Source organism: Arthrobacter sp. Y3221160, from assembly GCF_059092585.1.
Genome location: NZ_JBNHHU010000001.1, coordinates 1,507,760 through 1,521,806 on the forward strand (window position 1 = coordinate 1,507,760; position 14,047 = coordinate 1,521,806).

Here is a 14,047-nt window from a genome sequence, read left to right on the forward strand (position 1 = left end):
CGTCCAATGCTGATCATTTCCCGCTTAGCGTGAGGCAAACATTGCTTCAGCCGAGACGGGGAGACCATGCACACGCTGACCAGACTGAGCGCTGCAGCCGCGGTACTGCTGGCGCTGGCAGGCTGCACGAGCCACCAGGCTCCCCGGGTGTCGGCGCTGTCTGCCCCTTCCAGCACCGCGGATGACATAGCGGCGGAGCGCTTGGAACACCTGGAGGTAGTCCCGGACAGCGTACGGTTCCTGACGGAGATGAACGGCTACGCGTTCTACGCCGCCTTGATGGACACTCCTGATCCCCGCGAAATGTGCTTAATCATGGACAACCCGGCATTCGGTGTTTATGCCGCCGGATGTGGCCGGCTCGAGCATACGGGCCCACTTGGACTCGAAGCCTCCGGAATCAAGGCCAAGCTGATCGCCGACGGATACGATGCGAAAACAGCACTGGCCAAAGGCTGGGTGCAGCCGCACCGGAACCTCCTGGTGCACGGGCTCTAGCCGCCTGCAGTAGCCGTCCGGCTTTGGCATGATCGCATGACGCTGCCGCCCTCCTGGTTGGAAGGCGGCAGCCGTCAGACCCGGTTAGGAGTTTATGCCGCGCAGCGGTTGCTCCTCTGCTCTGCGTTGGAGGGGTTGTTGTAGCAGGTCTCGCCGGTGCTGCGGACGTCGGTCGTCACGATCGGCGCCCCCGGGGCCTCGGTCTCGACGACAAGCGGTTCGATGTCCTCACGGGTCACGGTGACAACCGGCTCTGCGGGCACGGTCGCCGTCGTAACCTCCTGCCTCGTTTCCCCTTCGGTGACCGTCACCACGGGGGCGATCGGCGCGCACTCGGTCTCCGATTCCTCGTCGCCCGGCCGGGTTCCGGTGGTCACGATCGGCGTGCCGGGAACCACTGCTTCCGTCACCACAGGAGTCCCTGGTTCCGTTTCCTGCGTCACCACCGGCACGCCGGTGGGGGTGGGGGCGTCGGTGCCGCGCGGGAAGTTGAACGTGGTGATCGTCGTGGTGGTGGTCCGCGTTGTCGGCTGCGTAGTCGTCGCCGTGCGCTCCGTCTGCTGCGTCGTCGCGGTGGCGACCACCGTCTGGTAGGTCGTGGTGGTGCACATTTCACGCTGCTGGGTGCTGGTAAAGACCTCGGTGAACGGCGTCGTCGTGGTAATCAGCGTTTCCCGCGGCTGGGTCGTCGTGGTGACCCGTTCCTGCGGGGTCGTCGTCGTGGTGACGATCGTTGTGGGCGTCGTCGTCGTGGTCAGGACGGCCCTTTCGCATCTCTCCACGGGCTTTGCCGCCCGCTCGTTGTTTACCCTGCGGCAGTTGGTGGTCGCGGGCGTCTCGGTGCTCGTCGGCGTGCCCCGCTCCGTCCGGGTTGTCGACGTCGGCGTGCCGGGAACAACGACGTCCTCGCTGACGGCCTCGCCGGCATTGCGCTCTTCCTCGGTCACGACCGGGGTGCCGGCGCGCTCGGTCCTGACGACGGTCGCGTCGCCGACGTTGCGTTCCTCGGTTGTCACCGTGGGATCCGGCTGCCGGGATGGAAGCGACGTGTCCACGGTGACAGGATCGCCCACGGGCCGGTCCGGGCTGAACGTGGTCGTCGGGGTGCCTGACGGAACATCCGGACCTACGACGATGGTTTCGACGGTGCACACTTGATTATTGCCGTTGCCGCTGAGCGTTCCGCCCAGCGCTGTGCAGGCGGCCTGCCGTTCGGCTGGACCGGCGAGCGCCGGGCCGGCTGGCGCCAATGCGACGACGAGCCCCAACGTCGTCGCGGCCACCAATGACGAAAAACGCATGATGAACTCTCTTCCCCCAACTGAACCCCGCGCGGCGCGGATCCGGCGACACTAACAGGCGGACTAAACCGGGGGCAACGGAACTCAGGCGGATCCGCAAGAGTCGAGTAGTGGGCCAAATACATCCCCGTATACGCGTGCCGGAAGCCGGGTATTTGCCCCGCACCCGCCGGTAAGCAGGCCTGCAAAACCGAGTACGCGGCCCCCTCCCTCGGACCCCCTCCGAGCGCTGCTGTTACCGTGCAGCGGCGGTGCGCGGCCCGCGGGGCCAGCTGTACGAACCGCTGCGTTTGAGCTCGCCCCGAATCCACGACAGGGTCATGCGGCACACCTGTTCCTTGACCAGGGCACCGCCCCTGCGGCCCAGGGCGAACCGGCGCGGGGTGTCGTCCGCATGCACCGGCTGGACAAGTCCGGACCGCCGGCCCAGGCTGATGCAGCGCACCATGAACCCGACGGACAACTCCTGAGGGGAGCGCTGCCGGATCCGGGCGATGACGTTCTCTGCGGCGTGGGCGCCCATGGGCATGGCCACGGCGCAGCCCATCCGCAGGTGCGAAGCCACCGTGTCCTGGGCGCGGACGGCGTCTCCGGCGCCGACGATCTCCGGGTACCCGGGGCAGGCCAGCGTTGAGTCAACGAGCAGCCTGCCGCGGTCATCGGTGGCCAACCCGCTCGCTTCGGCGAGGCCGGAAGCGCTGAAACCGGCCGCCCAGACGGTGCAGTCCGAGCCCAGGGCCGTGCCGTCCGACAGGATGATGCGCTGCGCGTCCGACCGGTCCACCCGTGTTCCGTCCATGACCTCGACGCCGATGTCCGCCAGCTGCGCCAGCAGGGCTCGGCGGCCCCGCTCGGACAGGTCCGCACCTGTCCGCCCGCGCGAGACCAGCCGCACCTTCAATCGCGGAAGCGCCCCGGCAATTTCGGCAGCTGCCTCGATGCCGGTCAGGCCACCACCGATGACGCTGACGACGGCACCGGGAGCCAACTGCTGCAACGCGTGCTGCAGGCGGGCGGCGGAGGATGCGTCCTGCAGCGTGAAGCCGACTGATCCCGAGGGGACGGGTTGGCTCGCGCTGCCGGGAGCGTAGACCAGGAAGTCATACTCCAGCGCGGCCCGGCCGTCGTCGAAGTGGACGGTGCGCAATCGGGGATCGATCCGGGAGGCCGTGCCGACCACCAGGGTGGCCTCCGGGTGCAGCAGCGACTCCATCGGAACGGCGGCGGATTCCCGGCCTCCCGCCGCGACCTCATGCAGCCGTATCCGCTCGACGAAGTCGGCCGAAGGGTTGACGACGCTCACGCAGATCCTGCCCGCCAGCTCCTTGCTGCCGGCGAGCCGGTTTGCGGCCATGACTCCGGCGTAGCCCGCCCCAATGATGACAATCCGATGCTTAGCGCTCACCGCGAACTCCCTCTCGTGTGTGGTTACAGAGACAGGACACCGCCGCCGGCAGATGTGTGACATCGGCCGGCGGCCGCTCCGGGTCCGCGCGGTTTTTTGTTTGTCAGTCCCGGGAGTCGGGGCCGGAGGGGACGCTCCCGGGGTTGACCGGATCGGCGGTCGGTCCGTCGGTGAGCGGGTCGGCCAGTTCGGGCCCGCCAACGGCCTGGCCCATCCAGGTGAGCGCCTCCCACCCGTCGGGACCACCGTCGAGCACCACCACCCCGGTGTTGCTCAACTGGTTCCGGGCCACGAACGGGACCGTCAGGTTGGACGCCCGCGCGCCGGCCCAACTGCGGATCATGGCGCCGTGGCTGACCACCGCCAGGGTGCCGATGCCGGAGGATCGGGCTTCTTCAATCACGGCATCGAAGCGTCCGAACGTTTCGTGGCCGTCCGGGCCGCCCGGCATCCGGCGCTCCAGGTCGCCCGCCGCCCAGGCGAAGACCGTGGTCATGTAGGCAATGATGGAATCGCGGTCGCCGCGCATTTCCAGCTCGCCGGCCGAGATTTCGCGCAGCCCGTCCCGCACGTCCGTCTCAAGCTTCCGGGCGGCGGCCAGCGGGGACGCCGTGAGCTGGGCGCGCACGAGGGTGGATGCGAGCAGGGCGTCGATCGGCTCGCCGTCGAGCGCCTGCGGCAGCGCCCGCGCCTGTGCCTGCCCCAGGTCGGTCAGCTCGGCCCCGGGGGCACCGGTGTCCAGCAGCCCGCGGACGTTGGAGTGGGTCTGCCCGTGCCGGATCAGCAGCAGCCGCATGCCTGCCTCAGTAGCCCAGCGGGCGTCCGGCCATCCGTTCCAGCCGCGCCACGCGGTCGTCCATCGGAGGGTGGGTGCTGAACAGCTTCTTCGCGCCGCCGCCCTTGAAGGGGTTGGCAATCATCAGGTGGCTGGTATTGACCAGCCTCTGGTCCTGCGGCAGCGGCGCCTGCTGCGTGCCGTACTGCAGCTTGCGAAGCGCCGACGCCAGGGCCAGCGGATCGTCGGTCAGCGTGGCGCCGTCCTCGTCCGCGTCGTACTCGCGGGTGCGGCTGACGGCCATCTGGATCAGCATGGCGGCAAGCGGAGCCAGCAGCGACATGGCGATCAGCGCAAGCGGGTTGGCGTTGCGGTCGCGGCCGCCGAAGAACAACAGGAACTGCGCGACCGACGTGATCACGCCCGCCACCGCGGCGGCCACGGAGGAGGTCAGGATGTCGCGGTTGTAGACGTGCATCAGCTCGTGGCCCAGCACGCCGCGCAATTCGCGCTCATCCAGCAGGCGCAGGATGCCCTCGGTGCAACACACGGCCGAGTTCTTGGGATTGCGGCCGGTGGCAAAGGCGTTGGGGGCCATCGTCGGGGACACGTAGAGCCGGGGCATCGGCTGGTTCGCCCGCGCAGACAATTCACGGACGATCCGGTACATGCCCGGCTGGTCGGCTTCGGTCACGGGGTAGGCCTGCATGCTGCGGATGGCGAGCTTGTCGCTGTTCCAGTAGCTGTAGGCGGTTGTGCCCACGCCGATCAGGGCCATGATCCAGATCCAGTTGGCGCTGCCGGTCCCGCTGGCCAGCAGCGCGCCGATTGCCAGCAGGAGGGCAAAGAGCCCACCGAGCAGGCCGGCCGTTTTCAGTCCATTGAAGTGGTTGTGCACCGCTTATGAGTCCTCTCCCGCGCCCATCGGCCCCGTGCCATGCAGGCACAGGGCTCCGTCTTTCAGTGTATCCACCGGTCACTTATTCCAACGCTGGAGTCCGGCGCCATGTTCCGCCCAGGCGCTTAGGGCTCGGGGTGCCTGTCGTTGTAGCGGGAGAACCGCGGCTGGAACCTGTGCAGCAGCCCGACGGCGCAGACACAGGCGACACCGCCGGCGAGCGCGGCAAAACCTTCGCCCAGCCACTGACCGCCGCCGCCGGCGACGGCATCGCCGAGCCGAGGGCCGCCGGCCACCACCACGATGAAGATGCCCTGCAGCCGGCCGCGCATGGCGTCCGGCGTCGCCGCCTGCAGGATGGTGTTGCGGAAGACGCCGCTCACCGTATCGGCCGCACCTGCCGCCGCGAGGCAGAGGGCCGCCGGCACCAGCCATCCGCTCACGTCCCCGGCGGCCGCGGCGTTTGTCTGCCCGGCCATGACGACGACGGCGCCGAACCCCGCGACGGCTATCCCCCACACCACCACGCACCACAGCACCGCCAGCCCCTGCCGGCGGACGCCTCCCAGCGGCCCCGAGAACACCGCGGCGATGAACGACCCGGCGGCGACAGCGGCCAGCAGGATGCCCGCCGTCGCCTCGCCGCCGCCGATGATGACCGCACCGATGGCGGGCATCAGGGCGCGCGGCTGGGCCAGGACCATCGCGGCCATGTCCACCAGGAACGTCATGCGGACGTTGGGACGGGTGCGCAGGAACCGGAAGCCTTCGGCCACCGAGCGCAGGCCGGCCTTCCGGACCTCGCCCTCAGGCGGGATGGGCGGCAGCTTGACCACCGCCCAGATGGCCGCCGTGAAGGTGAGGACGTCGAGGGTGTAGGTCCAGCCGAAGCCCACCCCTGCCACCAGCACCCCGGCCGCCAGCGGACCGATGGTCATGCCCAGCCCGAACGTCATCATGGTCAGGGCATTGGCGGCCGGCAGCATCTCGCGCCGGACCAGCCGCGGCACGATCGCGCTGCGTGCCGGCTGGTTGAGCCCGGCCGCGGCCGAATGCACCGCGATCACCAGGTACAGCAGCCACACCTGTTCCAACCGGAACCACGCCTGCAGCGCAAACACGGCGGTGCAGGCCCACAACACCAGGCCGGAATAGAGAGCCACCTTGCGCCGGTCGTAGGCATCCACCACCGAGCCGCCGTAGAGGCCGGCCAGGACCAGCGGGATCAGCCCAACGACGCCGACGCCGCCCACCGCCAAGGTCGACCCGGTGAGCTGGTAGACCTCCAGGCTTACCGCCACAGCCGTCAACTGCGCGCCGATCGCGGAGAGCGATGTCCCGATCCACAACCGGCGGAAATCCGGGCTCTCCTTGAGCGGCGCCGTATCGGCGAACAACTTGGGCATGGCGGAGATTCTAGTTGCCCGCAGCACCTTTCCCGGGCGGTTCAAGCCCCGGCAGCCGGTGTGGCGGCCCGGCGGGCAGCGCGCCCGGGCGTGGGAGCCCTGCAGCCGGCGCCGCGGCAGCCGGGGCGGCGCCGCGGCGGGCAGCGCGCCCGGGCGAGGTGCCTCCCGGCGGTCGGCGCCGCCGTCGTAATGATTGGACTGAGTCCAGATAATTTTCTGGACTCAGTCCAAAAAAGGTGACAGAATCGTTTCATGGTCGAGATGAGGGATCCGGAGGACTTGTTACGCGAGGCGTCGCTGCGCGTGACCCGTCCGCGGGCGGCGGTGCTGGAAGCAGTCCGCGCGCACCCGCATGCCGACGCCGACACCATCATCGGTGTGGTGCGGGACGAACTCGGCGGCGTCTCCAAGCAGGCCGTCTACGACGTGCTGGCGGCGCTGACGGACGCCCGGCTGCTGCGCCGGATTGAGCCCTCGGGGTCCCCGGCGCGCTATGAGGCCCGGGTCGGCGACAACCACCACCACGTGGTGTGCCGGTCGTGCGGCAATATTGCCGACGTCGACTGCACCGTGGGCGAGGCACCGTGCCTGACGGCGGCCGAGGGCCACGGTTTCGCGATCGACGAAGCCGAGGTCACCTTCTGGGGCACCTGCCCCGCCTGCACTGCCACGAAAGACCTTCAATTGGAAGATCCGACAAGGAGCGATAACTAAATGGCTGATAACACCAAGCCGTTGACAACTGTTGCGGGCGCGCCCGTAGCCGATAACCAGGACAGCCTGACCGCGGGTCCCCGCGGCCCGATGCTGCTGCAGGACGTCTGGTTCCTGGAGAAGATGGCCCACTTCGACCGCGAGGTCATCCCCGAGCGCCGCATGCACGCCAAGGGCTCCGGTGCTTTCGGCACCTTCACGGTGACCAACGACATCACCAAGTACACCAAGGCCAAGATCTTCTCCGAGGTCGGCAAGAAGACCGAACTGTTCGCCCGCTTCTCCACCGTCGCCGGCGAGCGCGGCGCGGCCGACGCCGAGCGTGACATCCGCGGCTTCTCGGTCAAGTTCTACACCGAAGAGGGCAACTGGGATCTGGTCGGCAACAACACCCCGGTGTTCTTCTTCCGCGACCCGCTGAAGTTCCCGGACCTGAACCACGCAGTGAAGCGTGATCCGCGCACCAACCTGCGCAGCGCCGAGAACAACTGGGACTTCTGGACCAACCTGCCCGAGGCCCTGCACCAGGTCACCATCGTCATGTCCGACCGCGGCATCCCGGCGTCCTACCGCCACATGCACGGCTTCGGCTCGCACACCTACAGCTTCATCAACGACGCCGGCGAGCGCTACTGGGTGAAGTTCCACCACCGCACGCAGCAGGGCATCAAGAACCTCACCGATGCCGAGGCCGCCGCGCTGGTCGGCGTGGACCGCGAGTCGCACCAGCGCGACCTGCTCGAGTCCATCGACAAGGGCGATTTCCCGAAGTGGAAGCTCATGGTCCAGATCATGCCCGAGGCCGACGCGGAGACCTACAAGTACCACCCGTTCGACCTGACCAAGGTCTGGTCCAAGAAGGACTACCCGCTGATCGAGGTTGGCGAGTGGGAGCTGAACCGCAACCCGGAGAACTACTTCGCCGACGTCGAGCAGGCTGCCTTCACCCCGGCCAACGTGGTTCCGGGCATCAGCTTCTCGCCGGACCGCATGCTGCAGGGGCGCCTGTTCTCCTACGGCGACGCGCAGCGCTACCGCCTGGGTGTCAACCACCACCAGATCCCGGTGAACTACCCGCGCGGCGCCGGTCTGGTCAACTCCTTCCACCGTGACGGCGCCATGCGCGTCGACGGGAACCAGGGCGCCACCCCTGGCATCAATCCCAACGGCTACGGCCGCTGGCAGGAACAGCCGGCCTACCGCGATCCCGCCCAGGCCGTGGGCGCCGTGGCCGACCGGTTCAACTTCCGCGAGGACGACGACAACTACTACGAGCAGCCCGGCATCCTCTTCCGCGAGAAGATGACCGCCGAGCAGCGCCAGGTGCTGTTCGAGAACACCGCCCGTGCCATCGACGGCGCCTCCCAGGCGACCATCGAGCGCCACATCGCCAACTGCACCAAGGCCGACCCGGCCTACGGCGAAGGCGTGCGCAAGGCCATCGAGGCCCTGCAGGCCGGCAAGATCTCCCCGGTCGATGTGAACACCGACTCGGCGTAACACCCCGCCTGACGGCATAAAACTGCCCGGAACCAGCCCTTGCGGCCGGTTCCGGGCAGTTTTTTCGTGCTAGTGGATTGCTACTTGTCCAGCAGATGCTCGCGGCCGAACATTTTGGCTGCATCGCGCGCGCTCGGCGTGCCGGCATCCAGGTCCGCCCCGGCCGCCAGCAGCCTGGACACCACGGCGTCCTCGCCCTTGAACAGGGCGCCGGCGATCGGGGACTGATCGCGCACGTTGCGGATATCGGGGTTGGCCCCGCGTTCCAGCAGCATGCCCACCGTCTCTTCCTGCCCGTGGTAGGCGGCCAGCATCAGCAGGGTGTTGCGGTCGGAATCCAGCGCGTCCACGGGCAGCCCGTGGTCGAGGAACTCCGCGAGCTCACCGGTCTTGCCCTCGCGGGCCAGGTCCATGGCGAGCGCAACCACGCGTCGGGTCTGTTCTTCATTCAGCGGTATATCGTTCGTCACTCCCCCAGAGTATGCGAGCCCCTGCCGAATCACGACGGCGGAGCGCCCCTTCCGTCCGGCGGCGGCTTCCGCAGGGTCACCACGGCGCCGCGCGGATCTCAGGCGGCGGCCGCCAGGAAACGTTCCAGGAGCAGGTTGAACGCCGCCGCCGGCTCCCCGGCCTGGTCGGCAACCACCTGCCCGAACCACAGGCCGCACACGCCGGCGGCGAAGAGCGTTCCTTCGGCCGCCGCCGTCTGCTCCCCTGCCCCGCGGGCCCGCAGCCACCCGGTGGCGGCATCGCGCCAGCGGACGAACCCGGGCGGTCGCGCCGGCGGCACCGGATGGGTGGTGTGCCGGGCGGCCGCCTGCTGGATGGCCGCTTCGAATCCCAGGCGCTGCAGGGCGCGGCTGTGCGGGGTCTGCGAGTGCTCCCACACCTGGAGCAGCAACTGCCGCAGCTCCGGAACCGCCAGGCCGGCCAACTGCTCCGGCGACGGCGCGGAGAGATCGGCCTCGACCCGTTGCACAATCTCCTCGAGCAGCTCTTCCCGGTGCCCGAAGTGATAGACCAGCATGTAGCTGCTGATGCCCAGGGCTTCGGCGAGCGGGCGAAAGGACAGGTCCGCGAGGTTCTTGTCCTGCAGGTAGGCCAGGATGTCCTCGAGCAGCTGCGGCTTGCGCTGCGGGTTCTGCGGTCTGGCCATGCGGTGTGCCCTGCCTCCTTCTGCGTGGGACCTGAAGCGCCCGACGCGGATCGGGACGCCGGTGGACGCGGCGGCCACCGGCTCGGCTTCAGCATAGTCGTTGCCGGCCCCGACACCCGTTCTTCCGCGACATGCCGGGACGCCTCGCAGATAAAGGGCCGCCGGCTCCCATACTGGGCGAAAGGGCAGAAACGCGGAATCAGACCGGCCGGCGGCCGGCAGTGAAGCGGGCGAGGATGGCGATGGTGGCTCCAGTACAGTCCCTGCTGCAGCGGTGCGGCGGCCGCTTCCGGACCTGGCTCCACCGCCCGGAATCGGGAAGCCCGCCCGGACCGGATGCTTGTCTCCCGGATCCTTACCAGGCGCTGCTCAGCTGCCTGCGTTCCACCTATCCCGAAGCCCGCCTCAGCACGCCCGGCGACGACAAGGTCCGCGTGGAACTTCCCGGCGGCGACGTCCTGCGCTTCTACCTCAAGCGCTAGCCGCGCGCCGCACAACGCGCGCCGACGCGGCGCCGGGCCGGGCGGGCACCCCGCGCGGAACCGGGTACCCGTTTCCGCGGATCAGTGCTGCGAGATCTTCACCATTTCTTCGCGCGGGACCACTTTGACGCGCTCGCGCTCGACGGCGGGAGCATCGCCGTCGTTGTTTTCGGGGACGAAGGAGGCCCCGAGCTCACGCTCATGGGCATCCAGCTTCAGCCAGCCTTCCCACGTGGTGTAGGCGACGCCTCGCTCCTCGAGCAGCTTGATGATCGCATCCTCGGCGGGATCGGAGGCAGCGGGCAGGTCCAGCCGGTCCTCGAGCAGGAAGCCGATGGTCTCCAGCGCATCGCCCTTGGTGTGGCCGATCAGGCCCACCGGCCCGCGCTTGATCCAGCCGGTGGCATAGATGCCCGGCACCGGGTTGCCGTCCTCGTCGAGCACGCGCCCGCCCTCGTTGGGAATGACGCCGCGGCGGGCATCGTAGCCGACCTCGGGCAGCTCGGAGCCGAAGTAGCCGATGGCCCGGTAGACGGCCTGGACCGGGTATTCGACGATTTCGCCGGTGCCGCGGACGTTGCCGGTGCCGTCCAGCTCGTTGCGCTCGAACTTGATCGCCGCCACGTGCCCGGCGCCGTCGCCGCTGCCTTCCACGATTTCCACGGGCGTGTGCAGGAAGTGCAGGTGCAGGCGGCGGGAAGCGCCGGTGTCCTGTTCTTCCACCAGCCAGTTGGTCAGGGTGTTGACCATCGTCTTGGTCTGGTTGTTGGAGCGGATCGCCTCGTCGGAGCCCTCGTCGAAGTCGAAGTCCTCCGGGTAGAGCACGATGTCCACGTCGCGCGAATGCGAAAGCTCCCGCAGCTCCAGCGGGGTGAACTTCACCTGCGCCGGACCGCGCCGGCCGAAGACGTGCACATCGGTGACGGGAGAGTTCTTCAGGCCGCGGTAGACGTTGTCCGGGATCTCCGTGCTGAGCAGGTCGTCGGCGTGCTTGGAGAGCATGCGGGCCACGTCCAGCGCCACGTTGCCGTTGCCGATGACCGCGATTTCCTTGGCCTCCAGCGGCCAGTCGCGGGGCACGTCCGGATGGCCGTCGTACCAGGACACGAAGTCGGCCGCGCCGAAGGATCCTTCGAGCTCAACGCCGGGGATGTCCAGCTCGGCATCCTGGATGGCGCCCGTCGCGAAGATCACCGCGTCGTAGAAGTGCCGGAAGTCGCTCAGGGTCAGGTCCCGGCCGTAGTCGACATTGCCCAGGAAGCGGATGTCGCCGCGGTCCAGCACCTTGTGCAGGGCGTTGACGATGCCCTTGATCCGAGGGTGGTCGGGGGCCACGCCGTAGCGGATCAACCCGTAGGGCGCGGGGTAGCGGTCGAAGAGGTCGATGCTGACCTCGAAATCCCGCTCCGCCTTGGTGAGGATGTCGGCGGCGTAAACGCCGGCTGGTCCGGCGCCGACGATAGCCACCCTCAGGGGACGCTGGGTGATGGCCTCGGCAGAGTTAGACACGGGCAGTCCTTCTTCTTCGGGAATCCTCCTGCGCAATAAGCGCACAGTTTCCTATTCTAAATGCCCGCCGGTTTCCCTCCTAACAGTGTGCCGCGTATCTCACTGGCTCCCGGGCGCCGGCGGTGCGTCGCCGGGCCAGGGACCGGTGCGGCTCCTCAGGCTTTCCGCATCGTCCGGCCCTCAGCCGGCGGCTTCCAGCCGGTCCGGACCGAACAGCGGCGAGCCGTCGTCCGATTCGATCGACGCCAGCAGCTCCTCGAAGGGCGCCCCGGAGTAATAGGTCAGGTGGCGCGCCCCGGCGCCGGCCGGGAAGAAGGCCCGGAACTCCCCCCGCTCGCTGGCTCCCGTGAGGGTGACGGGGTAGGCCTGGTCGGGGTCCTCGACCCGGCAACCGTATCGGTCGGTGTAGGGCAGGAAACCGTCCCCGGCGTCCGCTGCCTCCAGGAACCGGTTGGCCCGGCCGCTGAGGAACAACAGGCAACGCGTGAGTATGTCCGGGTCCTCGGTGCGCACGTAGGACCTTTTGCGGTCCGCGTTGTCGTGCGGCATTTCAAAGTCCAGGATGTACCCGTCGGCGGTCGCGCTGACGGTCGTGCGCTCTCCGGCCGCGTTCATGAACGCCCACTGATCGTCACGGATCAGCGGTTCGGCTATGGCGGCGTACTGGACGGCCTTGTCCATCCGTTCGGGCGGCAGTTCCGCCAGCCGGCCCGGCAGCCCTTGGAGAACGTGGCCAGGCCTGCCCGGCCCGAACAGCGGGGCACCGTCGGCCGCGACGAGTGACACCACGAGGGACTCCAGCGGAAGTGCAGCATACCGGGTGAAGATCCGCGCATCCCGTGACACCGGAAAGCCGGCGGTGACGGTGCCGCCGGGTCCCGTACGTTCGAGCACGGCGGGCGACTTGTGCGGCTTGGCGCGAAGCGTCCAGCCGCCGGCGTCATCCATCCCCTGGTCGGAGAGAGCCAGAAAGCGCAGGCCGCGGCGTTTGCGCTGCCAGAACGCCGCCCGGAACAACAGGCAGCGCAGCAGGGCCTCCGGGTCCGTGGTGCGGACGTATTCCGGCTTCCCGGGCCAGTAAGGCGCGATGACGTCCCGAAAGACGAAGCCGTCGGCCTCGGCGGCGATGGACATCCGGACGCCGTAGTTGTTCCGGACGGTCCAGGCGCCGTCCTCCAGGGAACTGCTGCCCCCGAACCACTCTGCAGCTGTTGTCAGCAGGGCTTCGTCCAGCTGCCCCAGGTGGGCTGCCATGTCAGAAGTCCGAGGCGCGGAGCAGCGCTTCCGGGCCGGCGGGGTCCACCACCATCGACAGTTCGGGCCTCTGGCGCAGCATGTCGATGGCCCAGGTTGCCGGCACTTCCCTGAATTGCGCCGCCGGCCGGAAAGCGGCAACTTCCGGCCCGGACGAGAAGACGGGAAGAATCGGCCCGCCGTCCTGGCCCTTGAGCAGGATCGGGCCTCCGTCGGAGCCACTCTCGTCCGGCCGGTCAACCGCCAGAACGACGGCGCCGGGCCGCTTGAGCTGTTCGGCGACGGCGTCGGTGCCGCCCTGGCTTGCCACGGCCCGCTTCAGGCCGACATTGGCCAGGCTCCCGGCCGCGAAGCCGATCTCCGGACGACCGAGGGCGCAGGCGGGGCCGGCGGGATTGATGTAGAGGTAGGCAATGTCCCGGTGGCCGTCGACGAACTTCAAAAGGTCCTCGCCGGGCTGGACCCAGGACACCGGTGCTCCCGGCCGGCCCGTGGAGGCACGGAATTCGGCCAGCTTCTCCTGTGAGGTGAAGGCGAGCACGGCAGGCGAACCGTGGACTTCGACGACGCTGATGCCTGGGCGCCCGGGGTTATCTGTGGCATCGAGCAACACTTCGCTGCCGATCAGGTGGCGCAACACATTGACGGCCGCCGTCTTCCCCGGATTCTCGCTGAACTTCGCCACGGCGTCGGCGACCAGGCGGTTGTCCAGCCCGCGCCGGCCGGCCTGTTCCTGCTCGGCCGCTGGTGCGGGCCCCTGGTCGGCGGGTTCTCCCAGACCGAAATCGGGGGCGGGCTGGTCGAAATTGAAGTAGGTGTCCAGGGAGTATTTCGGTTCCGGCCAGTCCCGTGCGGAGAGGTTCACGGTTGCCGAGCGCCAGGATTCTCCGTTCTCCCCCGCGCTGAGGCTGTGCAGTTCGACGGCGGCGTCGAAGGGCGCGGTGCCGGGCTGCAGGGCGCCGACATTGGCCGCGGCCATGCCGCCGCGGTCTTGGGTGATGCGCATGAGCATGGCGTCGGCGGATGGTTTCAGCTCCAGCACCATCCGGTCCCAGCCGGGCTCGGAGTTGACGGCCTGCAGCATCCAGCCGGCGAGTATCTCGGCCAACTGCTGTTGGCGGAGCAGCACAGGCGTCTGTTCGGACATGG

14 protein-coding genes are annotated in these 14,047 nt (G+C 68.7%); 4 read left to right on the top strand and 10 right to left on the bottom strand.

From position 1 onward, the window contains the following. The first annotated feature begins 66 nt into the window (after positions 1 to 66). Complete coding sequence (locus AC5RWG_RS06985) at positions 67 to 498, top strand: hypothetical protein (protein WP_494166660.1); 432 nt, start codon at positions 67 to 69, stop codon at positions 496 to 498. Between the two features lie 92 nt (positions 499 to 590). On the opposite strand, the gene AC5RWG_RS06990 is transcribed toward AC5RWG_RS06985, so the two are convergent. The 5 genes from AC5RWG_RS06990 to AC5RWG_RS07010 all read right to left on the bottom strand — a co-directional run bounded on the left by AC5RWG_RS06990 (position 591) and on the right by AC5RWG_RS07010 (position 6,283). Beyond that, positions 591 to 1,799, bottom strand: a complete 1,209-nt coding sequence (locus AC5RWG_RS06990) for a hypothetical protein (RefSeq protein WP_494166661.1) — start codon at positions 1,797 to 1,799, stop codon at positions 591 to 593. Between the two features lie 235 nt (positions 1,800 to 2,034). Next, complete coding sequence (locus AC5RWG_RS06995) at positions 2,035 to 3,204, bottom strand: NAD(P)/FAD-dependent oxidoreductase (RefSeq protein ID WP_494166662.1); 1,170 nt, start codon at positions 3,202 to 3,204, stop codon at positions 2,035 to 2,037. 103 nt (positions 3,205 to 3,307) lie between these two features. Next, complete coding sequence (locus AC5RWG_RS07000) at positions 3,308 to 4,000, bottom strand: histidine phosphatase family protein (RefSeq protein WP_494022451.1); 693 nt, start codon at positions 3,998 to 4,000, stop codon at positions 3,308 to 3,310. Between the two features lie 7 nt (positions 4,001 to 4,007). Continuing rightward, a complete protein-coding gene (gene htpX, locus AC5RWG_RS07005) occupies positions 4,008 to 4,877 on the bottom strand; it encodes a zinc metalloprotease HtpX (RefSeq protein WP_493979860.1) in 870 nt (289 codons plus the stop codon). 125 nt (positions 4,878 to 5,002) lie between these two features. Further along, on the bottom strand, positions 5,003 to 6,283 hold the full coding sequence (locus AC5RWG_RS07010) for an MFS transporter (protein ID WP_494166663.1): 1,281 nt from the start codon (positions 6,281 to 6,283) through the stop codon (positions 5,003 to 5,005). A gap of 252 nt (positions 6,284 to 6,535) precedes the next feature. On the opposite strand from AC5RWG_RS07010, the gene AC5RWG_RS07015 reads away from it, so the two are divergent. Then, positions 6,536 to 6,997 carry a Fur family transcriptional regulator gene (locus tag AC5RWG_RS07015; protein ID WP_494000561.1) on the top strand — a complete coding sequence of 154 codons (462 nt, stop codon included), beginning with the start codon at positions 6,536 to 6,538 and terminating at the stop codon, positions 6,995 to 6,997. Further along, positions 6,998 to 8,497, top strand: a complete 1,500-nt coding sequence (locus tag AC5RWG_RS07020) for a catalase (RefSeq protein WP_494012777.1) — start codon at positions 6,998 to 7,000, stop codon at positions 8,495 to 8,497. It abuts the gene before it with no gap. 80 nt (positions 8,498 to 8,577) lie between these two features. Here the strand turns inward: AC5RWG_RS07020 and AC5RWG_RS07025 are convergent, their stop codons facing one another. Both AC5RWG_RS07025 and AC5RWG_RS07030 read right to left on the bottom strand, forming a co-directional pair. Next, on the bottom strand, positions 8,578 to 8,910 hold the full coding sequence (locus tag AC5RWG_RS07025; protein ID WP_494074923.1) for an ankyrin repeat domain-containing protein: 333 nt from the start codon (positions 8,908 to 8,910) through the stop codon (positions 8,578 to 8,580). A gap of 155 nt (positions 8,911 to 9,065) precedes the next feature. Next, complete coding sequence (locus AC5RWG_RS07030) at positions 9,066 to 9,653, bottom strand: TetR/AcrR family transcriptional regulator (protein WP_494166664.1); 588 nt, start codon at positions 9,651 to 9,653, stop codon at positions 9,066 to 9,068. Positions 9,654 to 9,898: 245 nt separating this feature from the next. Here AC5RWG_RS07030 and AC5RWG_RS07035 point away from each other — a divergent pair, with 245 nt between their 5' ends. Then, a complete protein-coding gene (locus AC5RWG_RS07035; protein ID WP_494166665.1) occupies positions 9,899 to 10,135 on the top strand; it encodes a hypothetical protein in 237 nt (78 codons plus the stop codon). An 81-nt stretch (positions 10,136 to 10,216) separates the two neighbouring features. On the opposite strand, the gene AC5RWG_RS07040 is transcribed toward AC5RWG_RS07035, so the two are convergent. The 3 genes from AC5RWG_RS07040 to AC5RWG_RS07050 form a co-directional block, all read right to left on the bottom strand. Continuing rightward, a complete protein-coding gene (locus AC5RWG_RS07040) occupies positions 10,217 to 11,644 on the bottom strand; it encodes an FAD-dependent oxidoreductase (RefSeq protein ID WP_494074919.1) in 1,428 nt (475 codons plus the stop codon). Between the two features lie 180 nt (positions 11,645 to 11,824). Further along, on the bottom strand, positions 11,825 to 12,898 hold the full coding sequence (locus tag AC5RWG_RS07045; protein ID WP_494166666.1) for a hypothetical protein: 1,074 nt from the start codon (positions 12,896 to 12,898) through the stop codon (positions 11,825 to 11,827). A gap of 1 nt (position 12,899) precedes the next feature. Continuing rightward, a complete protein-coding gene (locus tag AC5RWG_RS07050) occupies positions 12,900 to 14,045 on the bottom strand; it encodes an SseB family protein (protein ID WP_494166667.1) in 1,146 nt (381 codons plus the stop codon). Positions 14,046 to 14,047: the final 2 nt, after the last annotated feature.

Bases quoted from the DNA above. Each gene is read 5' to 3' on its own strand.
- AC5RWG_RS06985 (WP_494166660.1), top strand. From the start codon at position 67: ATGCACACGCTGACCAGACTGAGCGCTGCAGCCGCGGTACTGCTGGCG.
- AC5RWG_RS07000 (WP_494022451.1), bottom strand. From the start codon at position 4,000: ATGCGGCTGCTGCTGATCCGGCACGGGCAGACCCACTCCAACGTCCGC.
- AC5RWG_RS07045 (WP_494166666.1), bottom strand. From the start codon at position 12,898: ATGGCAGCCCACCTGGGGCAGCTGGACGAAGCCCTGCTGACAACAGCT.
- AC5RWG_RS07020 (WP_494012777.1), top strand. From the start codon at position 6,998: ATGGCTGATAACACCAAGCCGTTGACAACTGTTGCGGGCGCGCCCGTA.
- AC5RWG_RS07050 (WP_494166667.1), bottom strand. From the start codon at position 14,045: ATGTCCGAACAGACGCCTGTGCTGCTCCGCCAACAGCAGTTGGCCGAG.
- AC5RWG_RS07025 (WP_494074923.1), bottom strand. From the start codon at position 8,910: ATGGACCTGGCCCGCGAGGGCAAGACCGGTGAGCTCGCGGAGTTCCTC.
- AC5RWG_RS07015 (WP_494000561.1), top strand. From the start codon at position 6,536: ATGGTCGAGATGAGGGATCCGGAGGACTTGTTACGCGAGGCGTCGCTG.
- AC5RWG_RS07010 (WP_494166663.1), bottom strand. From the start codon at position 6,283: ATGCCCAAGTTGTTCGCCGATACGGCGCCGCTCAAGGAGAGCCCGGAT.
- AC5RWG_RS07030 (WP_494166664.1), bottom strand. From the start codon at position 9,653: ATGGCCAGACCGCAGAACCCGCAGCGCAAGCCGCAGCTGCTCGAGGAC.
- AC5RWG_RS06990 (WP_494166661.1), bottom strand. From the start codon at position 1,799: ATGCGTTTTTCGTCATTGGTGGCCGCGACGACGTTGGGGCTCGTCGTC.